General features: G+C 43.8%; 15 protein-coding genes. 7 read left to right on the top strand and 8 right to left on the bottom strand.

Annotated features, from left to right (window positions below):
• Nucleotide 1 precedes the first annotated feature (1 nt).
• From BM232_RS14890 to BM232_RS06355, 5 genes are read left to right on the top strand one after another with little or no spacing between them, the layout of a single operon-like run.
• Nucleotides 2-145 carry a hypothetical protein gene (locus BM232_RS14890; RefSeq protein WP_177207271.1) on the top strand — a complete coding sequence of 48 codons (144 nt, stop codon included), beginning with the start codon at nucleotides 2-4 and terminating at the stop codon, nucleotides 143-145.
• Complete coding sequence (locus tag BM232_RS06370) at nucleotides 142-993, top strand: HDOD domain-containing protein (RefSeq protein WP_091712514.1); 852 nt, start codon at nucleotides 142-144, stop codon at nucleotides 991-993. The genes BM232_RS14890 and BM232_RS06370 overlap by 4 nt, the downstream gene beginning before the upstream one ends.
• A 37-nt stretch (nucleotides 994-1,030) precedes the next feature.
• Nucleotides 1,031-1,678: an adenylate kinase gene (locus BM232_RS06365; RefSeq protein WP_091712512.1), complete on the top strand. Its 648-nt coding sequence runs from the start codon at nucleotides 1,031-1,033 to the stop codon at nucleotides 1,676-1,678.
• Nucleotides 1,679-1,723: 45 nt separating this feature from the next.
• Entirely contained in the window at nucleotides 1,724-2,584 is an 861-nt protein-coding gene (locus BM232_RS06360) for a PfkB family carbohydrate kinase (RefSeq protein ID WP_091712509.1), read from the top strand.
• Nucleotides 2,581-2,928, top strand: coding sequence for a Rieske (2Fe-2S) protein (locus BM232_RS06355; RefSeq protein WP_091712506.1), 348 nt, complete (start codon nucleotides 2,581-2,583; stop codon nucleotides 2,926-2,928). Before BM232_RS06360 ends, BM232_RS06355 begins: the two co-directional genes overlap by 4 nt.
• 74 nt (nucleotides 2,929-3,002) lie before the next feature.
• Here the strand turns inward: BM232_RS06355 and BM232_RS06350 are convergent, their stop codons facing one another.
• The 8 genes from BM232_RS06350 to leuA all read right to left on the bottom strand — a co-directional run bounded on the left by BM232_RS06350 (nucleotide 3,003) and on the right by leuA (nucleotide 16,065).
• The gene (locus BM232_RS06350; RefSeq protein WP_218153305.1) at nucleotides 3,003-5,021 is read right to left on the bottom strand and encodes a tRNA(Met) cytidine acetyltransferase TmcA; all 2,019 of its coding nucleotides are present in this window, start codon (nucleotides 5,019-5,021) and stop codon (nucleotides 3,003-3,005) included.
• A 17-nt stretch (nucleotides 5,022-5,038) separates the two neighbouring features.
• A complete protein-coding gene (locus BM232_RS06345; protein ID WP_091712502.1) occupies nucleotides 5,039-5,242 on the bottom strand; it encodes a SlyX family protein in 204 nt (67 codons plus the stop codon).
• A complete protein-coding gene (metH, locus tag BM232_RS06340) occupies nucleotides 5,242-8,940 on the bottom strand; it encodes a methionine synthase (RefSeq protein ID WP_091712500.1) in 3,699 nt (1,232 codons plus the stop codon). The genes BM232_RS06345 and metH overlap by 1 nt, the downstream gene beginning before the upstream one ends.
• 125 nt (nucleotides 8,941-9,065) lie before the next feature.
• Complete coding sequence (locus BM232_RS06335) at nucleotides 9,066-11,174, bottom strand: methyl-accepting chemotaxis protein (protein WP_091712498.1); 2,109 nt, start codon at nucleotides 11,172-11,174, stop codon at nucleotides 9,066-9,068.
• Nucleotides 11,175-11,428: 254 nt separating this feature from the next.
• Nucleotides 11,429-13,138 carry a potassium/proton antiporter gene (locus BM232_RS06330; protein ID WP_091712495.1) on the bottom strand — a complete coding sequence of 570 codons (1,710 nt, stop codon included), beginning with the start codon at nucleotides 13,136-13,138 and terminating at the stop codon, nucleotides 11,429-11,431.
• A gap of 75 nt (nucleotides 13,139-13,213) precedes the next feature.
• Nucleotides 13,214-13,690: an LEA/WHy family protein gene (locus BM232_RS06325; RefSeq protein WP_091712493.1), complete on the bottom strand. Its 477-nt coding sequence runs from the start codon at nucleotides 13,688-13,690 to the stop codon at nucleotides 13,214-13,216.
• 181 nt (nucleotides 13,691-13,871) lie between these two features.
• Entirely contained in the window at nucleotides 13,872-14,141 is a 270-nt protein-coding gene (locus BM232_RS06320; protein ID WP_091712489.1) for a hypothetical protein, read from the bottom strand.
• A gap of 226 nt (nucleotides 14,142-14,367) precedes the next feature.
• Nucleotides 14,368-16,065, bottom strand: coding sequence for a 2-isopropylmalate synthase (leuA, locus tag BM232_RS06315; RefSeq protein WP_091712487.1), 1,698 nt, complete (start codon nucleotides 16,063-16,065; stop codon nucleotides 14,368-14,370).
• A 313-nt stretch (nucleotides 16,066-16,378) separates the two neighbouring features.
• Between leuA and BM232_RS06310 the strand changes: the two genes are divergently transcribed.
• Together BM232_RS06310 and BM232_RS06305 are read left to right on the top strand one after the other, a co-directional pair.
• Nucleotides 16,379-16,849, top strand: a complete 471-nt coding sequence (locus tag BM232_RS06310) for an Lrp/AsnC family transcriptional regulator (protein ID WP_091712485.1) — start codon at nucleotides 16,379-16,381, stop codon at nucleotides 16,847-16,849.
• A gap of 56 nt (nucleotides 16,850-16,905) precedes the next feature.
• Nucleotides 16,906-18,486, top strand: a complete 1,581-nt coding sequence (locus BM232_RS06305; protein WP_091712482.1) for an FMN-binding glutamate synthase family protein — start codon at nucleotides 16,906-16,908, stop codon at nucleotides 18,484-18,486.
• Nucleotides 18,487-18,578: the final 92 nt, after the last annotated feature.

The raw sequence follows: 18,578 nt of genomic DNA, 5'->3' as shown, positions 1-18,578 counted from the left end.
TATGGCAGATACCATTGAATTAACCGAAGCCCAACGACAAGAACGCGATGAGCGTTTTCGTTATGTTGATCTGACGCATCCGCTAATGAAGGCCTTGTATGAAATGCAACTGGATTTAGAGAACGAGCAGGAGGAGCAAGCATGACTCTCTCAGCCGAATCCTTGGTCAATAAATCATTGGAACTCGTTTCTCCACCCACTACCTACACTCAGCTCAATGAGTTAATGGAAGATCCAGACAGCAGTATTGATGATATCAGTGCTGTTATTAATACAGACCCAGCCTTAGCCACACGTTTATTAAAAATTGTTAATAGCCCTTTTTATGGCTTTCCATCTCAAATTAATACAATCTCGCGTGCTATCACCATCATCGGGACTCGCGAGTTAACCAACCTGATTCTGGCCACATCCGTACTCAACTCCTTCACGGGAATTCCGACATCGCTCATCAATATGGATGAGTTCTGGCGTCATAGTTTTGCCAGTGCGATTGCCAGTAAAATGTTGGCAGAAGAATGTGGTCAACGTTCAAGTGAACGCTTTTTTATTGCTGGCCTTCTGCACAATATTGGTAGTTTGGTTATCTATCAAACGGTGCCCGAGTTAGCACGCGAAGCCATCAATAGTGCCGAGTTCGGTCATGAAGTGATTTATGAAGCAGAACAACGAGCAATGGGGTTTGATCACACCCATGTTGGTGAAGCACTCACAAAAGCATGGCGCTTACCAAAATCACTGCAGGAAGTGGCCCGCTTCCATCACTCACCGTCAGAAGCTGATGAATATATGATTGATGCCGCGGTTGTACATATTGCTGACATCTTGGTATCTTCCGTGCCCTTCGGACATAGTGGTGATAGTCATACCCCCCCATTAGATCCAGCAGCATGGGACTTACTGGGTTTAAATGAATACCAGATTCCGGATTTGCTCAGACAAGTTGCTAAGCAGATCGAACGTTTGGAATCAGTTATGATGACCGAACATTAAATTTCAAAATAATACTAATCTATTCAAGAGGCTTACAATGAGAACGGTTCTTCTCGGTGCACCAGGCTCCGGTAAAGGTACACAAGGTGTTGTGTTATCAAAGAAATTCAATATCCCTCAAATTTCAACAGGTGACTTACTACGTGCTGCAGTGAAAGCTGGCACAGAGCTAGGTAAACAAGCTAAAAGTGCGATGGATGCGGGTGCCCTGGTATCTGATGATATCGTCATCGGTCTGATCCGTGAGCGTTTATCTGAAGATGATGCCCTAGATGGCTACATCCTTGACGGCTTCCCACGTAATATTGCACAAGCTGAAGCCTTAGACAGTATGCTTGAACAACTGGGTCAACCATTACAAGGTGTTGTGTTACTGGATGTGCCTTTTGAAGAGTTAATGCAACGTTTAACTGGTCGTCGCACCTGTAAAGATTGTGGCGCCATTTATAATATTCACCTGTCACCACCTAAAAAAGAAGATCAATGTGATAGTTGTGGCGGCGAATTATTTCAACGTGCAGACGATAACGAAGAAACTATTGGTAACCGTCTGAAAGTCTATGAAGAACAAACAGCTCCTTTAGTTGGTTACTATCAAAGACAGCACAAACTACACGCTATTCCAGGCACAGGTGATATCGATGAAATCACCAATGCTGTTGGCGCTGTTTTCGACAATATTTAACAGTAAGCATCGCAAACCGGCCCATTTCTGGGCCGGCTTTACTTTATGGCCAATATTTTAGCTGTCGGTATCGCCACGATTGATATTATCAATCGTGTGAGCCACTACCCAAAAGAAGATGACGAAGTTCGGGCCGTCAGCCAGACTATAAGACGTGGTGGTAATGCGACCAATACACTAGTTGTACTAAGTCAGTTAGGCCATCAATGTGCATGGTCGGGCGTATTAATAGACGAAACCGATGCCGCTATTGTCAAAAATGACTTAGCGGAGCATCAGATTGACCTTCGATATTGTAAAGTTATCCCTCACGGTAAGTTACCCACCTCCTATATCAATGTCAGTGAGTCGAGCGGAAGCCGAACAATTGTGCATTATCGGGACTGCCCTGAACTGGATTTTGAGTTTTTCTCACAGATCGATTTAAACGCATTTGACTGGGTACATTTTGAAGGCCGAAATGTGCATGAATTAGAAAAAATGCTGAGCTGGTTAAAAACACATTTTCCTCATCTGCCTTGCTCTCTGGAAATTGAGAAACCGCGTGATGGCATAGAGCAGCTGTTTTCTTTAGCAGATGTGCTTCTATTCTCACAACCGTATGCGATGAACCAGGGTTTTAAGTCTGCACAATCCTTTCTTCAGAGTTTAACAATGGAAAGTATTATGACCTGTACCTGGGGAGAGGTAGGCGCCTGGCTGAAAGCTAACAATAAAATCATTAATAGCCCAGCCTTCCCTCCTCCACAGCTAGTTGATACGCTAGCTGCTGGTGATACATTTAATGCAGGCATTATTTCAGGACTGGCTCAGCAATATTCGCTCGAAAAGACACTTGAATATGCCTGTCGCCTGGCTGGACAAAAATGCGGTCAGGATGGACTTAAAAATTTAACGCTACCATGACAGAAATCTATCTTTGCAATCAAAACGAGCTTGAGGAATATAAAACTCGAGGCTTTGAAGTTGAATTAGACGATGATAAAACGCTGGACTGTTTTCTATTAAAACAAGATGGTGAAGTTCGGGCCTATTTAAACTTCTGCCCTCACCTGGGGATTCCGCTTAATTGGCAACCTGATCAGTTTATGTCGCTGGAAGGCACGCATATTCAATGTTCAACCCACGGTGCACTATTTCAACTGGAAGATGGTTACTGCTTTTCAGGCCCATGCCGGGGCGAAAGTTTAACACCGCTGAATACTAAGGTTCTGCCATCAGGCGAGGTTTACCTTATTTCATCCTCATAAATAATATTGTTGATTCAGCGTGGTAATAACTGAATCAATGACTTATTTATTCAACAAACAGTTGTGGTTAGCTGTCAGTGAGTTTCTGACGTGAGTATCTGTTTTATAGCTTGTCTTAACTCAGCAAGGATCTGTTTGCGTCCTGTCAGATTAAGCTCTTTAGCCACCGTATCCCATCGTCTGCCCTGCAAAACCAGCATAATTAATAAGTGTTGCTGCACCTCAGTTAATTGTTCAAAACTCTGACTAATGACACTGAAACGAAGCCACTGCCATAGCGCCCATTCCGAAGATTCAAACGGCCGCTGTTGATATGCAAAACTTCTAACTTGCTGCTGGTAATCTATTTTCGACGATTCATCATAATTAAGTGACTGGCTAATGTGGATGACCACAGTTGCATCAAGTTCATGCCATTGTCTGCCTAATAAAAAAAACCACTGCTGAGCCAGCGTTTGTTGCGCTCTTTTAACCAGTTTTTCCCCATCAGCATTGATGGCTTTTAACATCATCACCGATAAGCTGCCAGAAACCTCATCACTATGATGACCAATACGCACGATTTTAAAACCTGCTTTTGACCAGAAGTTGAGCAGCTCGACTGATAAAGCAAAGCTGACTCCAACCACATCCGCATTACCTGTTGTAGAAAAATACTGCTGTAATAAAAGCTGCCCCCAGCCTCGTTGCTGACAGTCAGGATGCACGGCGATACGACTGATTCGCTGATAATGATATTGTGCAGCATCCTCAATTCCGGCGTGCACTAATAAAGATTGCGGTAATAAATGTCCTTTTAGACGGCGTATGCCATCATAGACTTGCTGTGCTAACTCACTATCGAGAGCTGGCTCATCAATTGTCCACAATGTGGCGACGACATTACCCTGATAACGTAAGACACTGACACGCATATCAGGATGATCCAATAACATCTGTAAATCAGCAGGACGTGTTCGGTAATGCGCAAGTGCCATCAAACCAAACACCTGTCTGAGTAAACGTTCATTGCTCAATAATTGCTGCTGTTCAAGCGTTTCAAATATCAGCTCGTTTTGTTCAGCAGCAGATATTACTTCGCCATCCACAGGCTCGGCATCTAACAACAAAGCTGCAAAACTAAACTGCTCAACAATATCATTCTCAGCCCAGCGAACAGGACGTTCTAATGCACAAGCTCGCCAGCCTGGGGCCAATCTATCCAAGGTTTTATAAAAACGCAGAGCAAAACCGCGTCCGGTCCCTTCATAACCGTGAATAGTTGAGCTGAATACTAAGCGGGAATAGTTGAGCAGATATTGCTCCAGCATATTTGCCGGGATAGCCGCTGCTTCATCGACGATCAATAAATCAGTCGCTGGCTGGCTCTGCAAAATGGCATCGGGCGCCATAAATTCCACGATGGCATCATGCCATTGAACAGATGTCTTACCCAGCTTACTTTCTGCTAATTGCTGATGTGCATGTAACAGTAAAGTTTGGATATTTGCCGGACTGGGAGCCGTCACCAGAATATGTTGCTTACCTGATTTCAGAAGTTCAGCAGCAGCCATCCCTAATAAAGCACTTTTCCCCCGCCCTCTATCTGCAGTCAAGACTAATGGCCGGCGACGATGTCCGCTAACGACTTTCATCACACTGGCAATAGCCTTACTTTGCTCCTCAGTCGGGATAACAGGAGATAGCGAATTTTCTGTGCCAGGAAGAACTAAATCAGGTAACGATTGCTGCTGGTTGAAAGATTGAATCGCTGGAAAAGCAGTGGCGATATTCAGAAACCGTTTCAACCAGTGTGTCGGTTGTAAAGCTGTATTGAGCAAAACCAATACCGTACCACCGGCTTTGACACAGCCGATCAGAGCACCAAATGCATCAGCGTCAAACTCTGTTGTTACCTGAAAAATTAGCAGGTCACACTCTTGCCCTAGATGCTGGTGCGCCTTTTTAACTGGTATTGCCTCATCTGGAGCAATATGGTCGCTTACCCAAAAACGAGTAGATGACGGCACAGATTGATAAAAATTCTGTGCCTGTTGATTAAGCCAATCAAAATCGCCTTGTAATATCCAGCAGTGACGTTGTGGCAAAGACATCATTGATCATTTAAAGCTTAATAATGCGGTGGCGGTGGCTCATCGCCCGGACGCATGAGTTGCATCTGCTGCATGCTTTCTATTTGAGCTTTGAAGGCAACCATACGCTGTTCCAGACGATCAAGCTGTTTTTGCTGATCGATGACTACCTGATTTAACTCTTCCAGCAAGCCGTCCTGAAAAGCTAAGCGGGTTTGAAGATCAATAATGTCATTATTCATTAATCATCTCCATCATAGGATAAAGCCGGACCTAACCAACGTTCAGCTGTTTGTTTATCCCAGCCTTTACGCTCGGCATAATCTTCCACCTGATCCAAATCGATTTTACCCAGACCAAAATAGCGTGATTCGGGATGGGCAAAATAGAAACCACTGACTGCTGCTGTTGGCAACATGGCATAACTTTCTGTGATAGTCATATCTGCATGTGTAACGGGGTCAATCAGCTCCCATAACAGGCCTTTTTCGGTATGGTCCGGACAGGCCGGATAACCAGGCGCAGGACGAATCCCCTGATACTTCTCATCAATCAAGGCATCGTTATCTAATTGCTCTTCTTTAGCATAACCCCAGAATTCTTTACGAACCCGTTCATGCATACGCTCAGCAAACGCTTCTGCCAGGCGATCCGCCAATGCTTTCAGCATAATACTGTGATAGTCATCATGATCTTCTTCAAAACGTGCAACGTGCTCATCAATACCTATACCGGCTGTCACCGCAAAAGCACCGATATAATCATTGACGCCACTTTCTTTTGGCGCGATAAAATCGGCTAAAGCGGCATTAGGGCGACCAGGTGGACGTTCGGTTTGTTGACGTAAGCTATGCAGCGTCATCAACACCTCATCACGGTTATCATCGCGATAGACTTCAATATCATCGTCATGAATGCTGTTGGCTGCGAACAGACCTATCACTGCTTTCGCTGTCAGCCATTTCTCATCAACGATTTGCTGCAACATTTTTTTCGCATCTTCGAATAAGTGTGTGGCATGTTCACCCACCACTTCGTCAGTCAGGATACGTGGGAATTTACCCGCCAGTTCCCATGATTGGAAAAAAGGTGTCCAGTCAATACGCTCAACTAACTCAGCCAATGGATAGTCATCAAACACTTCCAGACCTAATTTCACCGGTTTGGTTGGTTTATAGGCTGCCCAGTCAATCTTGGTTTTATTGGCACGTGCTTCCGTGATACTTAATTGACGGCGGCTACTCTTACGTCCTTTATGTCTTGAGCGCTTCTCTTCATAATCTTTTTTCAGATCAGCAATAAAGGCATCACGTGTGTCTTTGGTCACCAAACGCTGGGCAACACCAACGGCACGAGAGGCATCTTTTACATAAATACTGCAGCCATGATAATTCGGTTCGATTTTAACGGCCGTATGAATTAATGAAGTAGTAGCGCCACCAATCATTAATGGTGTTTCCATGCCCAGTCGCTCCATTTCTTTAGCGACATGGACCATTTCATCCAGTGATGGTGTAATCAGACCAGACAGGCCGATAATATCGACTTTTTCTTCGCGTGCTGTGTCCAGGATTTTCTGTGCAGGCACCATTACACCGAGATCAATCACTTCGAAGTTATTACATTGCAGCACCACGCCGACGATATTTTTACCGATATCATGCACGTCGCCTTTAACAGTCGCCATTAAGATCTTGCCGTTATTTTTGCTGGTATCACCTTCTTCTTTAGCCGCTTCGATAAAGGGCATCAGATAAGCGACCGCTTTTTTCATTACGCGGGCAGACTTGACCACCTGAGGTAAAAACATTTTACCTTCACCGAATAAGTCACCAACCACGTTCATACCATCCATCAACGGCCCTTCGATCACTTCGAGTGGTTTGGCAAATTGTTGGCGTGCTTCTTCAGTATCATCTTCAACATAATCGGCAATACCTTTGACTAAGGCATGTTCCAGGCGTTTGACTACCGGCAGTTCACGCCAGGCCAAGTCTTCCTGTTTAGCCACACTGCCGCCTTCGCCTTTGTATTTTTCTGCGAGTTCCAGCAATCGATCAGTAGAATCTTCACGGCGGTTCTGCACGACGTCTTCTACTGCTTCACGTAATTCTTCCGGCAAATCATCATAGATAGCTAATTGTCCGGCGTTGACAATACCCATATCCATGCCCGCTTTAATCGCGTGATAAAGGAAAACAGCATGAATGGCTTCACGCACCGGATTATTACCACGGAATGAGAACGAGACATTGGAAACACCACCACTGATCAACGCATGTGGCAGGCTTTGTTTAATATCATGCACAGCCTCAATAAAATCGACGGCATAATTATTATGTTCTTCAATACCCGTGGCGACGGCAAAGATATTCGGGTCAAAGATAATATCTTCAGGCGGGAAATGGACTTTTTCTGTCAGCACTTCATATGAACGTCTACAAATCTCCAGCTTACGCTGACGGGTATCGGCCTGACCAACTTCGTCAAAGGCCATCACAATCACTGCAGCGCCGTAACGACGAACGAGTTTTGCCTGTTCGATGAATTTCTCTTCGCCTTCTTTCAGGCTGATGGAGTTAACAATGCCTTTACCCTGAATACATTTCAGACCAGCCTCGATAACTTCCCATTTGGATGAGTCAATCATCACCGGAACGCGGCTGATATCCGGTTCAGCTGCCAGTAAATTGAGGAAGATGACCATGGCTTCTTTCGAGTCCAACATGCCTTCATCCATATTGATATCGATGATTTGGGCACCATTCTCCACCTGCTGACGAGCTACATCTAAAGCCGTGTCGTAATCACCTTCTTTAATCAGCTTGGCAAAACGGGCAGAGCCAGTCACATTAGTACGTTCACCCACATTCACGAAGAGACTGTCTGGGGTAATATTTAACGGCTCTAAACCACTTAAGCGACAATGGTGTAGGTTAGCTTTAGGTTGACGCGGCTTAATCCCGGCAACGGCATCGGCAATGGCTTTAATATGTGCAGGCGCGGTACCACAACACCCCCCGACAATATTTAAAAAACCTGACTCAGCCCATTCTTTAATCTGTGCCGCCATGACTTCAGGTGATTCATCGTACTCACCAAACTCATTAGGTAAACCCGCATTGGGGTGAGCACTGATATGGCAGGTCACCACATTAGATAATTCTTCTACGTACTGACGTAATTGTTCGGCACCGAGCGCACAGTTCAGACCAATACTCAGCGGTTGAATATGGGACAAGGAGTTCCAGAAGGCTTCAGCCGTTTGGCCAGAGAGTGTACGTCCACTGGCATCGGTGATGGTACCGGAAATCATGACCGGAATATGCACAGCATTTTGTTCGCAGAATTGATCAATGGCAAACAACGCAGCTTTCGCATTCAATGTGTCAAAAACGGTTTCTACCAGTAATAAATCTGCACCACCGTCAAGCAAACCACGAATGGCTTCCAGATAGGCTTCAACCAGTTCATCAAAACTGACATTACGAAAGCCTGGATTATTAACATCCGGAGAGATACTGGCTGTGCGGTTAGTTGGACCTAACACGCCGGTGACAAAGCGCGGTTTATCTGGGTTCTTAGCCGTAAACTCATCAGCCACTTCTTTGGCTAATTCTGCTGAGACTTTGTTTAACTCATAGACCAGATCTTCCATCTGGTAATCAGCCATAGCAATAGAGGTGCCGTTAAAGGTATTGGTTTCGACAATATCAGCACCCGCTTCAAAATAGGCGCGGTGGATATCACGAATAATCTGTGGTTGGGTCAAAGACAAAAGATCGTTATTGCCTTTAACATCACAAGGATGGTCAGCAAACCGTGCGCCACGGAAATCTTTCTCTTCCAACTTATAACTTTGAATCAAGGTACCCATACCACCATCAAGAATCAGGATACGTTGTTCGAGTAAGGATTTAATTTGTTGAAGCACAGTCATTTAAAGCAGATTTCCCATCTGGTAAAGCGATTATAAAAACCGCACGATTATACCAGATACTTACCGTGACTTTTTAACTCTGATAGATGTAGCACAGCCAGCATTGCTGCTGGCTGATAACTGATTTACACCTTGAATGACGATAAGCCAGTTTGTAACTCATTGGCTGTGGCATCCAAATCGCTACCGACCTGACTGAGTTGTTTTGCGCCTTCTGCCGTTTGCTGAACCAGATCAGAAATGCGTGTTAAGTTCTCACTGACATTTTCACAGACATTACTCTGCTCTTCAGTTGCTGAAGCTATCTGTAAGGTCATTTCAGATACTTCATCAATAGCAGTTTTGATTTTCATTAAGGCACTGGCAGCTGAATGCGCTAATTCCACGCTATGTTCCACCTGCTCACCGCTTTTTTTCATCGCTTCAGAGGCTTCTTTATTGCCCTGGTTCAATAGAGAAAGACGACTCTGGATCTCGACCGTCGCTGACTGCGAACGATTAGCCAACGCACGCACTTCGTCTGCTACGACAGCAAAGCCGCGTCCCTTTTCACCCGCTCTGGCTGCTTCAATCGCTGCGTTTAAGGCCAACAAATTGGTTTGCTCGGCGATGCCCTGAATTTCAACCAGAATCTCTGCAATCGCACCACTGTTTTTGACCAATTGTTCCAGCGCCACTTCAGAGAGTTGAACACTGTTTTTTACATCACTGATTGACTGTGCATTCTGACTAACAAGATCGGCACCGGCTTCTGTTGATTGATGCGCATCACTCACCAGTGTTGCCGTACGTTCAGCATTACCGGCAATTTGCTGAGCAGAGGCAGACATTTCAGTAACCGCAGACACCATCTGATCCAGTAAACTACTTTGCTCATTCATCTGTTCACTGGTTTGCTGACTAATCTGCTTACCCTGAGCTGACAAATCACTTATGCGATTACCAATAGGCAGCATATTTTTAATTAGAGTCTGCAACTTCTGAATAAAAGTGTTTAACAGGTTTGCCAGCTTACTGGTTTCATCCTGACGAGTAACACTAATCCGTTGTGTCAGATCACCTTCTCCACCGGCCAGTTTGCCAACAATGCCGGTCATATCATGTAAAGGCTTCACACTACTTTTGGCGACGAACCAAACAACAAGCACACCAATAACCGCAAATAATATGCCGAGTAGTGTTGTTAGACTGATGAAACGAGATTGCTGATTATCCATAAATTCTTGCTGCTGCCTGATATCAGCATAGATAACGGCTTCTGGCACTGAAATATAGACAATCCATGGCTTATCAGCCTGAGCCAAGGTAAAAGGTTTTAGTACGTTCAGGGTTTTATTATCAGCAAAAATACTGTCTTCCCCTGAAACAGATACCGCTTTGATTTTTTCAACCAGACCAGCGTCAATAGACTTCAGGTTTTTGCCCACTAATTCCGGATGCTCGCTATCAGCAACGATCACCCCCTTTGGACTTAATAACAGCATCTGGCCTGCACCATCATAAAGCTGTTTGTCGACTTCAATCACTTTGGACTGTAAAAAGTCGGCACTGATATCTATCCCGGTCATACCAATGAATTTCCCGTTTCTATCCACTGGCACGACCATACTGGTCAATAAGACATCCTTACCATTAATAGGATAAATATAAGGATCAATGACACAGCTTTTGTTGGAATCTTTCGGGCATAGATAATATTCGCCGGCTCTGACACCATTTTCGTCAAGGCTCTGGTCTTCAAGTCCAACCAGATTCTCAATAATGAAACCATCATTATCACCGTGAATCACATACGGTAAAAAACGACCTTTATCATCACTACCTGTTGTTGATTGATATAAGCCATCAGAAAAATCGAGTTGATTAGGTTCAAATGCGACGTACGTTCCTAAGAAATTCGGACTCAGGTTTAACGTCTTTTTTAAAATATCTAAGGTTAATTCACGCTTATCAATAGTGTTTGAACCATCAGCAATAGACTGCATAGACATGGCTGTGGAGGTGGCAACATTCAATGCTTTTTCAAGAGGAACAAGCAGACTGGCACTGGTATCACTAGCCAGTAATTCGAGATAGGATTCCGCCTGTTTTTTTGTCAATTCACTACTGTACTCAGAAAGTGAGCGATTAATTTTTCCAAAGTTATACATCGAGACTAATACCGTCACGAGCACAATGGATAACAGACTCAGTCCGGCCCAGAAGCTAAAACGCTGCTGAATTGATAAATTCATAGTAACTCCATAGAAAACAGCCACCCGTCAAAACCGCATCGTGTTTGCTAGCTCATATGAAGCAAACCTTCACTATGAAAATATTCAAACAGACATCAGTACGTCCCACTGTTCTGCATTAAACAGTGCCCAGAATGTGTTCTATAAGTTATGACAGGCCACCAAAAAATGATGATGTGGAAAATATGACAGAAAGCGAAATGTAAAACAATGTTTAATGAGAGGAAACATGGATTCAGTCACATATCGCCTGCTCAATAAAGTCTCATCCCCACTTTTTTCACGGTATCGCCATCGACTTCATTCACTACCCAATGAATGCCATGCCAATCAATATCATCTCCCACAACAGGGTGGCCACCAACACGCCGCGCAATAAATTCGCCCAGACTGACACCCACTTCCTGAGGACTGATGGTTAAACCATATGCCTTAGCAACATCTACCAACATCGCATCGCCATTGAGTACAAATGAACCAAAAAAGGCCAATTGTTTCTGGTTAAGCTGATTGTCGCCATTAAATAACTCATTCAAATTATCTAAATCTTCTTCACGACTAATCACACATAAAATATCGCCCAGTTTTAAGCGGGTGCTACCTTTCGGATGAATCATTTCATCATTGCGAAACAAGGCGGAAATCATTGCGCCTGATGGAAAGCGTAATAAACGGATAGGCTGCTCATCGAGACGATGATTTTCTACCTTATAGACAAACATTTCATAATCACGCTCTGGCAGAATTCCCAAAGAGCCACGCTGTCTAGGACTCGCTCTTTTAGGGACTTGTACCCGCATCCATTTTGCCATCGGTAATAATGTTCCGCCCTGAATCAGCAGAGATAACAGGACCACAGCAAATGCCACATTGAAGTACATTGACGCATTATCTACACCACCAATAACCGGGAAAATCGCTAATACGATAGGTACAGCGCCACGCAAACCAACCCAGGAAATAAAGCCGATTTCACGCCAGCGAAATTTGAAAAAAGGTTTTACAGACAGCAACACAGCCAATGGCCTTGCTACAAAAATTAACGCTAAGGCAATCACCAGTGACGGTAAAGCATATTTCATTAATTCTGTCGGTGTAACTAACATGCCCAATACCAGGAATAAGCCAATTTGGCTTAACCAGGCTAAGCCGTCATAGACTGGCAAAATATGTTGTAACTGGCGTGTATTTTCACTACCTATCATCAAACCACACAGATAGATTGCCAGGAAACCACTGCCGCCAGCCCAGGAAGCCAGCCCAAAAATACTAAAGCCCAAAGCCAGCGCCAGCAAAGAATATAAGCCTGGCATTAACTCCAAGCGGCTCAGCAAACGCTTAACTAACCAACCACCCGCCAAACCTATGGCAATACCGAAGCCAAATTGTTGTAGAAAAAATTCAACATTACCTAAAACGGTATTGTCATCACTAATTAATAACTGAATGAACATCAAAGTCAGGAAAATCGCCATCGGATCATTGGTTCCCGATTCGATTTCGAGGGTAGCGCTAACCCGTTCGTTGATATTGATACCTTGACCACGCAGCATCGAGAATACTGCTGCAGCATCCGTCGACCCGACAATAGCCCCGATCAATAAGCCTTCTACCAGAGTCAGATTAAACACCCACATAGCAATTAAACCAACCACACCACTGGTGATAAACACACCGATGGTCGCCATCGACAGGGCTGGCTTGAAACCCACACGGAATGTTTTCAGGCGAGTACGCATACCACCATCAAGCAAGATCATGGCTAAAGCTAAATGACCAATAACAAAGGCCAGAGAATAATTATTAAACTGAATACCTAAAATGCCGTCTTCGCCGGCTAACATGCCTAAAGCCAGGAAGATAATCAGCAAAGGCAGGCCAAATAATGATGATAAGCGGCTAGCCAAAATGCTGAGGGCAATCAGCGAACCACTTAACAGGAACAACATACTTATCGAATTCATAGGGGCGCTTTTAAATATGAGCTATGTCATAAACATAGCAACAAATGCTCATAAGAGCACGGATTTACAGATGTTTTATCGTGATGAAGCAGGTTTTTTTAAATTAAATGTCCCGGCCTCTTCAATATCAATAAAAGGCAACAGGCTGCCGACATCAAGACGCGCCTTAAATCGATAATCAAACGAGTCTTTATTATTACTCATTAATTGACTGATTAATTTCGCACTGCCAAGTAAATCTGGCACAGCCCTGATTGTAAACTCTTCAGTGTCATAGTCCGCGACGCGAGGTAAATCAGGTTCAGCGCCACTTAAAATACGATAACCATCGACTTCAACCGAATAGCTCATGCCTTTTAACGGCAGTGCACTTCGGTTTGGGTTTATCACTTGTAGTCCAATAAGAAATGTCGGTGTTGAAGCTGTTGATTGAGGAGCCAGATTAAATGAGGTGATATTAACCTGTGGCTGTTCAAACTCAGGAGACAGGGTTGCACATGCCGATAAGATATAAACAAACACCAATAAGATGGTATATCGAAAATGTCGCATTAAATGCTCCTGTGAGGATTTAGAATCGAGTAACTCAGTACAAATGATGGCCTGAAAGACTTAATTCTAGCTTATCAGACAAATTAAATTAAAAGGTCATATAAAAAAACGCCGCACTTTTTGTTGAAAAAGTGCGGCGCTTATTAAGCTTGTGGACACATTGTCCACTCAGAAACTGAGTTTATTGACCCCTTTCCTGAAGCTCTTCATTCTCACCCATTTCATGTGCCGGATGTGGAGAGTTAGCAGAATCCTCAGCTTCTTCCATATTGTCCTTATAGTCTTCACTGAGTTTCTTATCTTTAACGGTATCCAGCTCCTCTCCCATTTCATGGGCTGGGTGTTTTGCTCCCTCATGGGACGTCTCATGTTCATTCGCGAACGCTACGCTTGAGCTAAATAAAATCGCCATGACAACTGATAACAAAGTCGTTAGTTGTGTTTTTAACATGATTTTCTCCTTTGTTTGATTCCATCAAACATCGGTGAGAAGAACCTGAACATATAACTATGTGTTCAGGACTGTTTCCTACCCTAACGAATTATTGGATAGAATTCAAATCATGGGGAAATATTTTCACCTTAAAAATCAATAACTAAGAAACTTAAGAACGGAAAAAGAACAATCCCGAGCAACAAGTCAGGGAATCCTTAACTCCCGCTCGGGAAATGACTGACTATCCTGCCGCCATAGCTTCAGTGATCTGAGGATTAACATCATTGATAAACCGATTCACACCATTCAACAACGCTTTTATTGCCGAGGTGGTGATATTTTTATCCTGACCTACACCAAACACTGTTGCATGTTCACCGACCTTAACTTCAACATAACTGACCGCCGTCGCGTCTGATCCTGCACTCATACCGTGCTCGTGATAATCAGCAACAGTAACAGTTTCACCAATATGCTCAGATATCGCTTTTGCCACCGCATCCAATGGGCCATTTCCCTGACCTTTTAATTCGATACGTTGTTGCTGATATTTCACCACCACATGGCTCAATACCTGATGGCTTTCTTCATCGACAATATGGCTTCCCATATATTGATATGGGCTATTCACCTGCACATATTCTTTATCAAATAAGGTCACGATATTGTCAGCATTGATTTCACGGCCACTACTATCGCTCACTTTCTGCACCACTTTACTGAACTCAATCTGCAAACGACGTGGCAATTCAAAACCAGCATGTTGCTGTAACAAGAAACTCACACCACCTTTACCCGACTGACTATTCACTCGAACCACTGCATCATAACTACGGTTCACATCTGCCGGATCGATAGGCAAATAAGGCACTTGCCAATAGTCATCGGCTTTTTGTACGGCCAAGCCTTTTTTAATCGCATCCTGATGAGAGCCTGAAAACGCAGTAAACACTAATTCACCCGCATAAGGATGACGAGGATGTACAGGCAATTGCGTGGCTTCTTCAAACAACTGGCGGATCTGATCCATCTGAGTGAAATCGACACCAGGATGAATTCCCTGCGAATACAAATTCATCGCCAAGGTGATTAAATCCACATTACCGGTGCGTTCACCGTTACCAAATAAACAACCTTCCACACGATCAGCACCTGCCATTACAGCTAATTCAGCTGCTGCGACCGCCGTGCCACGGTCATTATGTGGATGCACACTCAAAATAATACTGTCACGTTTATTTAAATGACGATGCATCCACTCCACCTGATCCGCATAAGTGTTCGGTGTAGCCATTTCCACCGTTGCCGGTAAGTTAATGATCATCTTATGGTCAGGCGTCGGCTGCCAAATGGCCGTCACCGCATCACAGACTTCTTTCGCAAACTCAATTTCTGCACTGGAAAATGTCTCTGGTGAATATTGATAAATCCACTCAGTTTCCGGCTGTTTTGCCGTCATTTCTTTCACCCAGCGTGTACCACGCACAGCAATCTCTTTGACTCCAGCCTTATCTGTACGATAGACGATCTCACGGAACGCCGAAGCAATGGGGTTATACACATGCAAGATAGCGCGTTTAGCTCCTTTTAAGGATTCCACCGTTCGTGCAATTAAATCCTCTCTGGCCTGCGTCAACACTTCGATGGTGACATCATCGGGAATACGTTTTTCTTCAATCAAACGGCGTACAAAATTAAAGTCCGTGTCCGAGGCAGAAGGAAAACCGACCTCAATTTCTTTAAAGCCCATATCGACCAGTGCCAGAAAAAAGCGCATTTTGGTTTCAACAGACATCGGATCGATCAGCGCCTGATTACCGTCACGTAAATCCGTGCTCATCCAGATTGGGGCTTTATCCAGTACCACATTAGGCCACTGCCGATCAGGCAACTGGATAGCATCAAAGCGACGATATTTTTGGGCGGGCTGACTAATCATGTCTGACTCCTGACAATACATATAAATAACACAAGGGTTGCTGAAACAAATTTGCCTGACTCACCATATCAATCGGGTTGATTCATACTTTTTACGATGTGCCGTTCATGACTTTTGATCATGTCAGTGCATCGTGCCAGCCGCGCTTTTGGCGCATTAGCTATCAGTTCCAGCCATGTGAAATAGTATAAAGAAGTAGCAATGGAATTAAATTGCTAAGTTTGCATGAAATCTACTTAATAAAGAATAATATTGCTTAAAATTAATAAATATTGAAATATATAACCACAATATATTTTTATGAGGATATCCCATGTCTGAGACTATTGATAAATATGACGTCATGATCTTGCAAAAATTACAGACTGACGGACGCATCACCAACCAGGAATTAGCAGAAGCTATCAAGCTTTCACCCTCGCCCTGTCTGCGCCGCGTTAAACAAATGGAAGAAAAAGGCTTAATTGATGGTTATGTGGCTTTACTCAACGCCAAAAAATTAGGCCTGACCTTGATGGCTTTTATTGGTATCAGCATGGATAAACATACACCTGAACGTTTTGAAGCTTTAGAAACCACGCTTGCCAGTTACCCTGAAGTACTCGAGTGTCATCTGATTACTGGACAATCAGCAGATTATTTATTAAAAGTGATTGTGAAAGATATGGATGCCTATCAACAATTTCTGCTTAATAAACTGACACGTATTGATGGTGTGACTGGAGTTCATACCTCATTTGTGATGAAGTCTCCAATTAAAACTACGGCTTTACCCGTTGGCTGACGCAACCAATTAAGCGCTCGTTAAGTCAGATATAAAAATATTCACAGTGAGGTTCTATGTATCGTCGCCATTTCTTTCTGTTTGTTGTTCTCAGTCTGTTTTTTTTCATTTTCCTTAGTTGGCTCATACCCTCAAGCAGTTGGTTATTGGTTGTATGGGTGATGCTAACAGGTCTGGGGATCTACGATTTACACTGCCGCCATAACGTTTTAAATAACTATCCGGTCATTGGTCATCTTCGCTATTTACTCGAATTTATCCGCCCGGAATTACGCCAATACTTCTTTGAATCTGAGTCCAGTGGCAGACCGTTTAATCGTGAGCAGCGAGAAATCATCAACAAACGTGCTGATGGAGTAAGTGATGCAATGCCGTTTGGTACCGTGAATGATATTGAAAATGCCGGCTATGATCTGAGCTACCACTCACTCTCTCCCAAGCAAGTCGATGAAAGCTACCGTTATGTCACTATCAGTGGCCCTCAATGTAGTCAGCCATATCGTTCATCACGTTTTAATATTTCCTCAATGAGTTTTGGTGCTATCTCAGGCAAAGCCATTCAGGCGCTTAATTTGGGTGCAAAACAAGGTGGTTTTGCTCAAGTCACAGGTGAAGGCGGTATCAGTCCGTATCATAAGCAACATGGCGGTGATCTTGTCTGGCAGATTGGTACCGGTTATTTTGGTTGTCGAACAAAAGATGGTGGCTTTGATGCTGCTAAATTTGAGCATTCAGCCAAGTCCGATCAGGTAAAAATGATTGAACTGAAATTATCACAAGGCGCCAAACCCGCTCATGGCGGTTTATTACCCGCCTCAAAAATTACCCAGGAAATTGCTGAAACACGTGATGTACCAATGGGAGAAGATTGTCTGTCTCCACCTGCCCATAAAACATTCTCCACACCAGAAGGTTTACTGCAGTTTATCCAGCAATTACGTGAGATGTCTGGAGGTAAGCCAGTTGGGTTTAAACTCTGTATTGGTTACAAACATGAGTTCTTAGGTATTTGTAAAGCAATGCTGGAAACAAAGATTCTGCCCGACTTTATTACGATCGATGGGGCTGAAGGCGGAACCGGTGCTGCACCTACAGAGTTTTCAGATCGTCTGGGTTTATATATTAATGAGGCGCTGAATTTTGTTCATAACGCCTTACTTGGTGTGGGTTTACGTGAAGATATCAAACTTATCGTCAGTGGAAAAGTCGCCATGGGCTATGACATGATCGTCAAAAAAGCCTTAGGAGCCGATCTTTTCCATGCTGCGCGTCCCTATATGTTTGCTATCGGTTGTATTCAATCACGTCGCTGCCATACCAATAATTGCCCAACCGGTATTGCCACACAAGATGAACGACGTTCCAGAGCCATCAATGTCACAGAAAAAGCACAGCGTGTTCATAGATACCACGATGCCACACTTAGCTCTTTTTTAGATTTGACGGCCGCAATGGGGCTGACATCTCCAGATGAATTAACACCGGAACATATAGAGCACCGTGTGGTTGATGCACCAACAGTGACTTATAAGGAATTATATTTTCCTGGTTTGACAAAGGGCTGTTTAGTCGATCAACAAAACGTTCCTACTCATTGGCAGAAACTATGGGATAAAGCCAGTGCTACTCAGTTTTAATCATTAGCGGCTGCTATTTTTATAGCAGCCGCATACTGACTATAAACAACGAAGCACTCAGCCTCACAACGTTGTTTTATTGTGCAAAGCTC

This window comes from Methylophaga sulfidovorans (genome assembly GCF_900114205.1).
Taxonomy (GTDB): Bacteria; Pseudomonadota; Gammaproteobacteria; order Nitrosococcales; family Methylophagaceae; genus Methylophaga; species Methylophaga sulfidovorans.
Note: the sequence above shows the minus strand (reverse complement) of the source record. Positions and strands in the feature narration are given on the sequence as shown.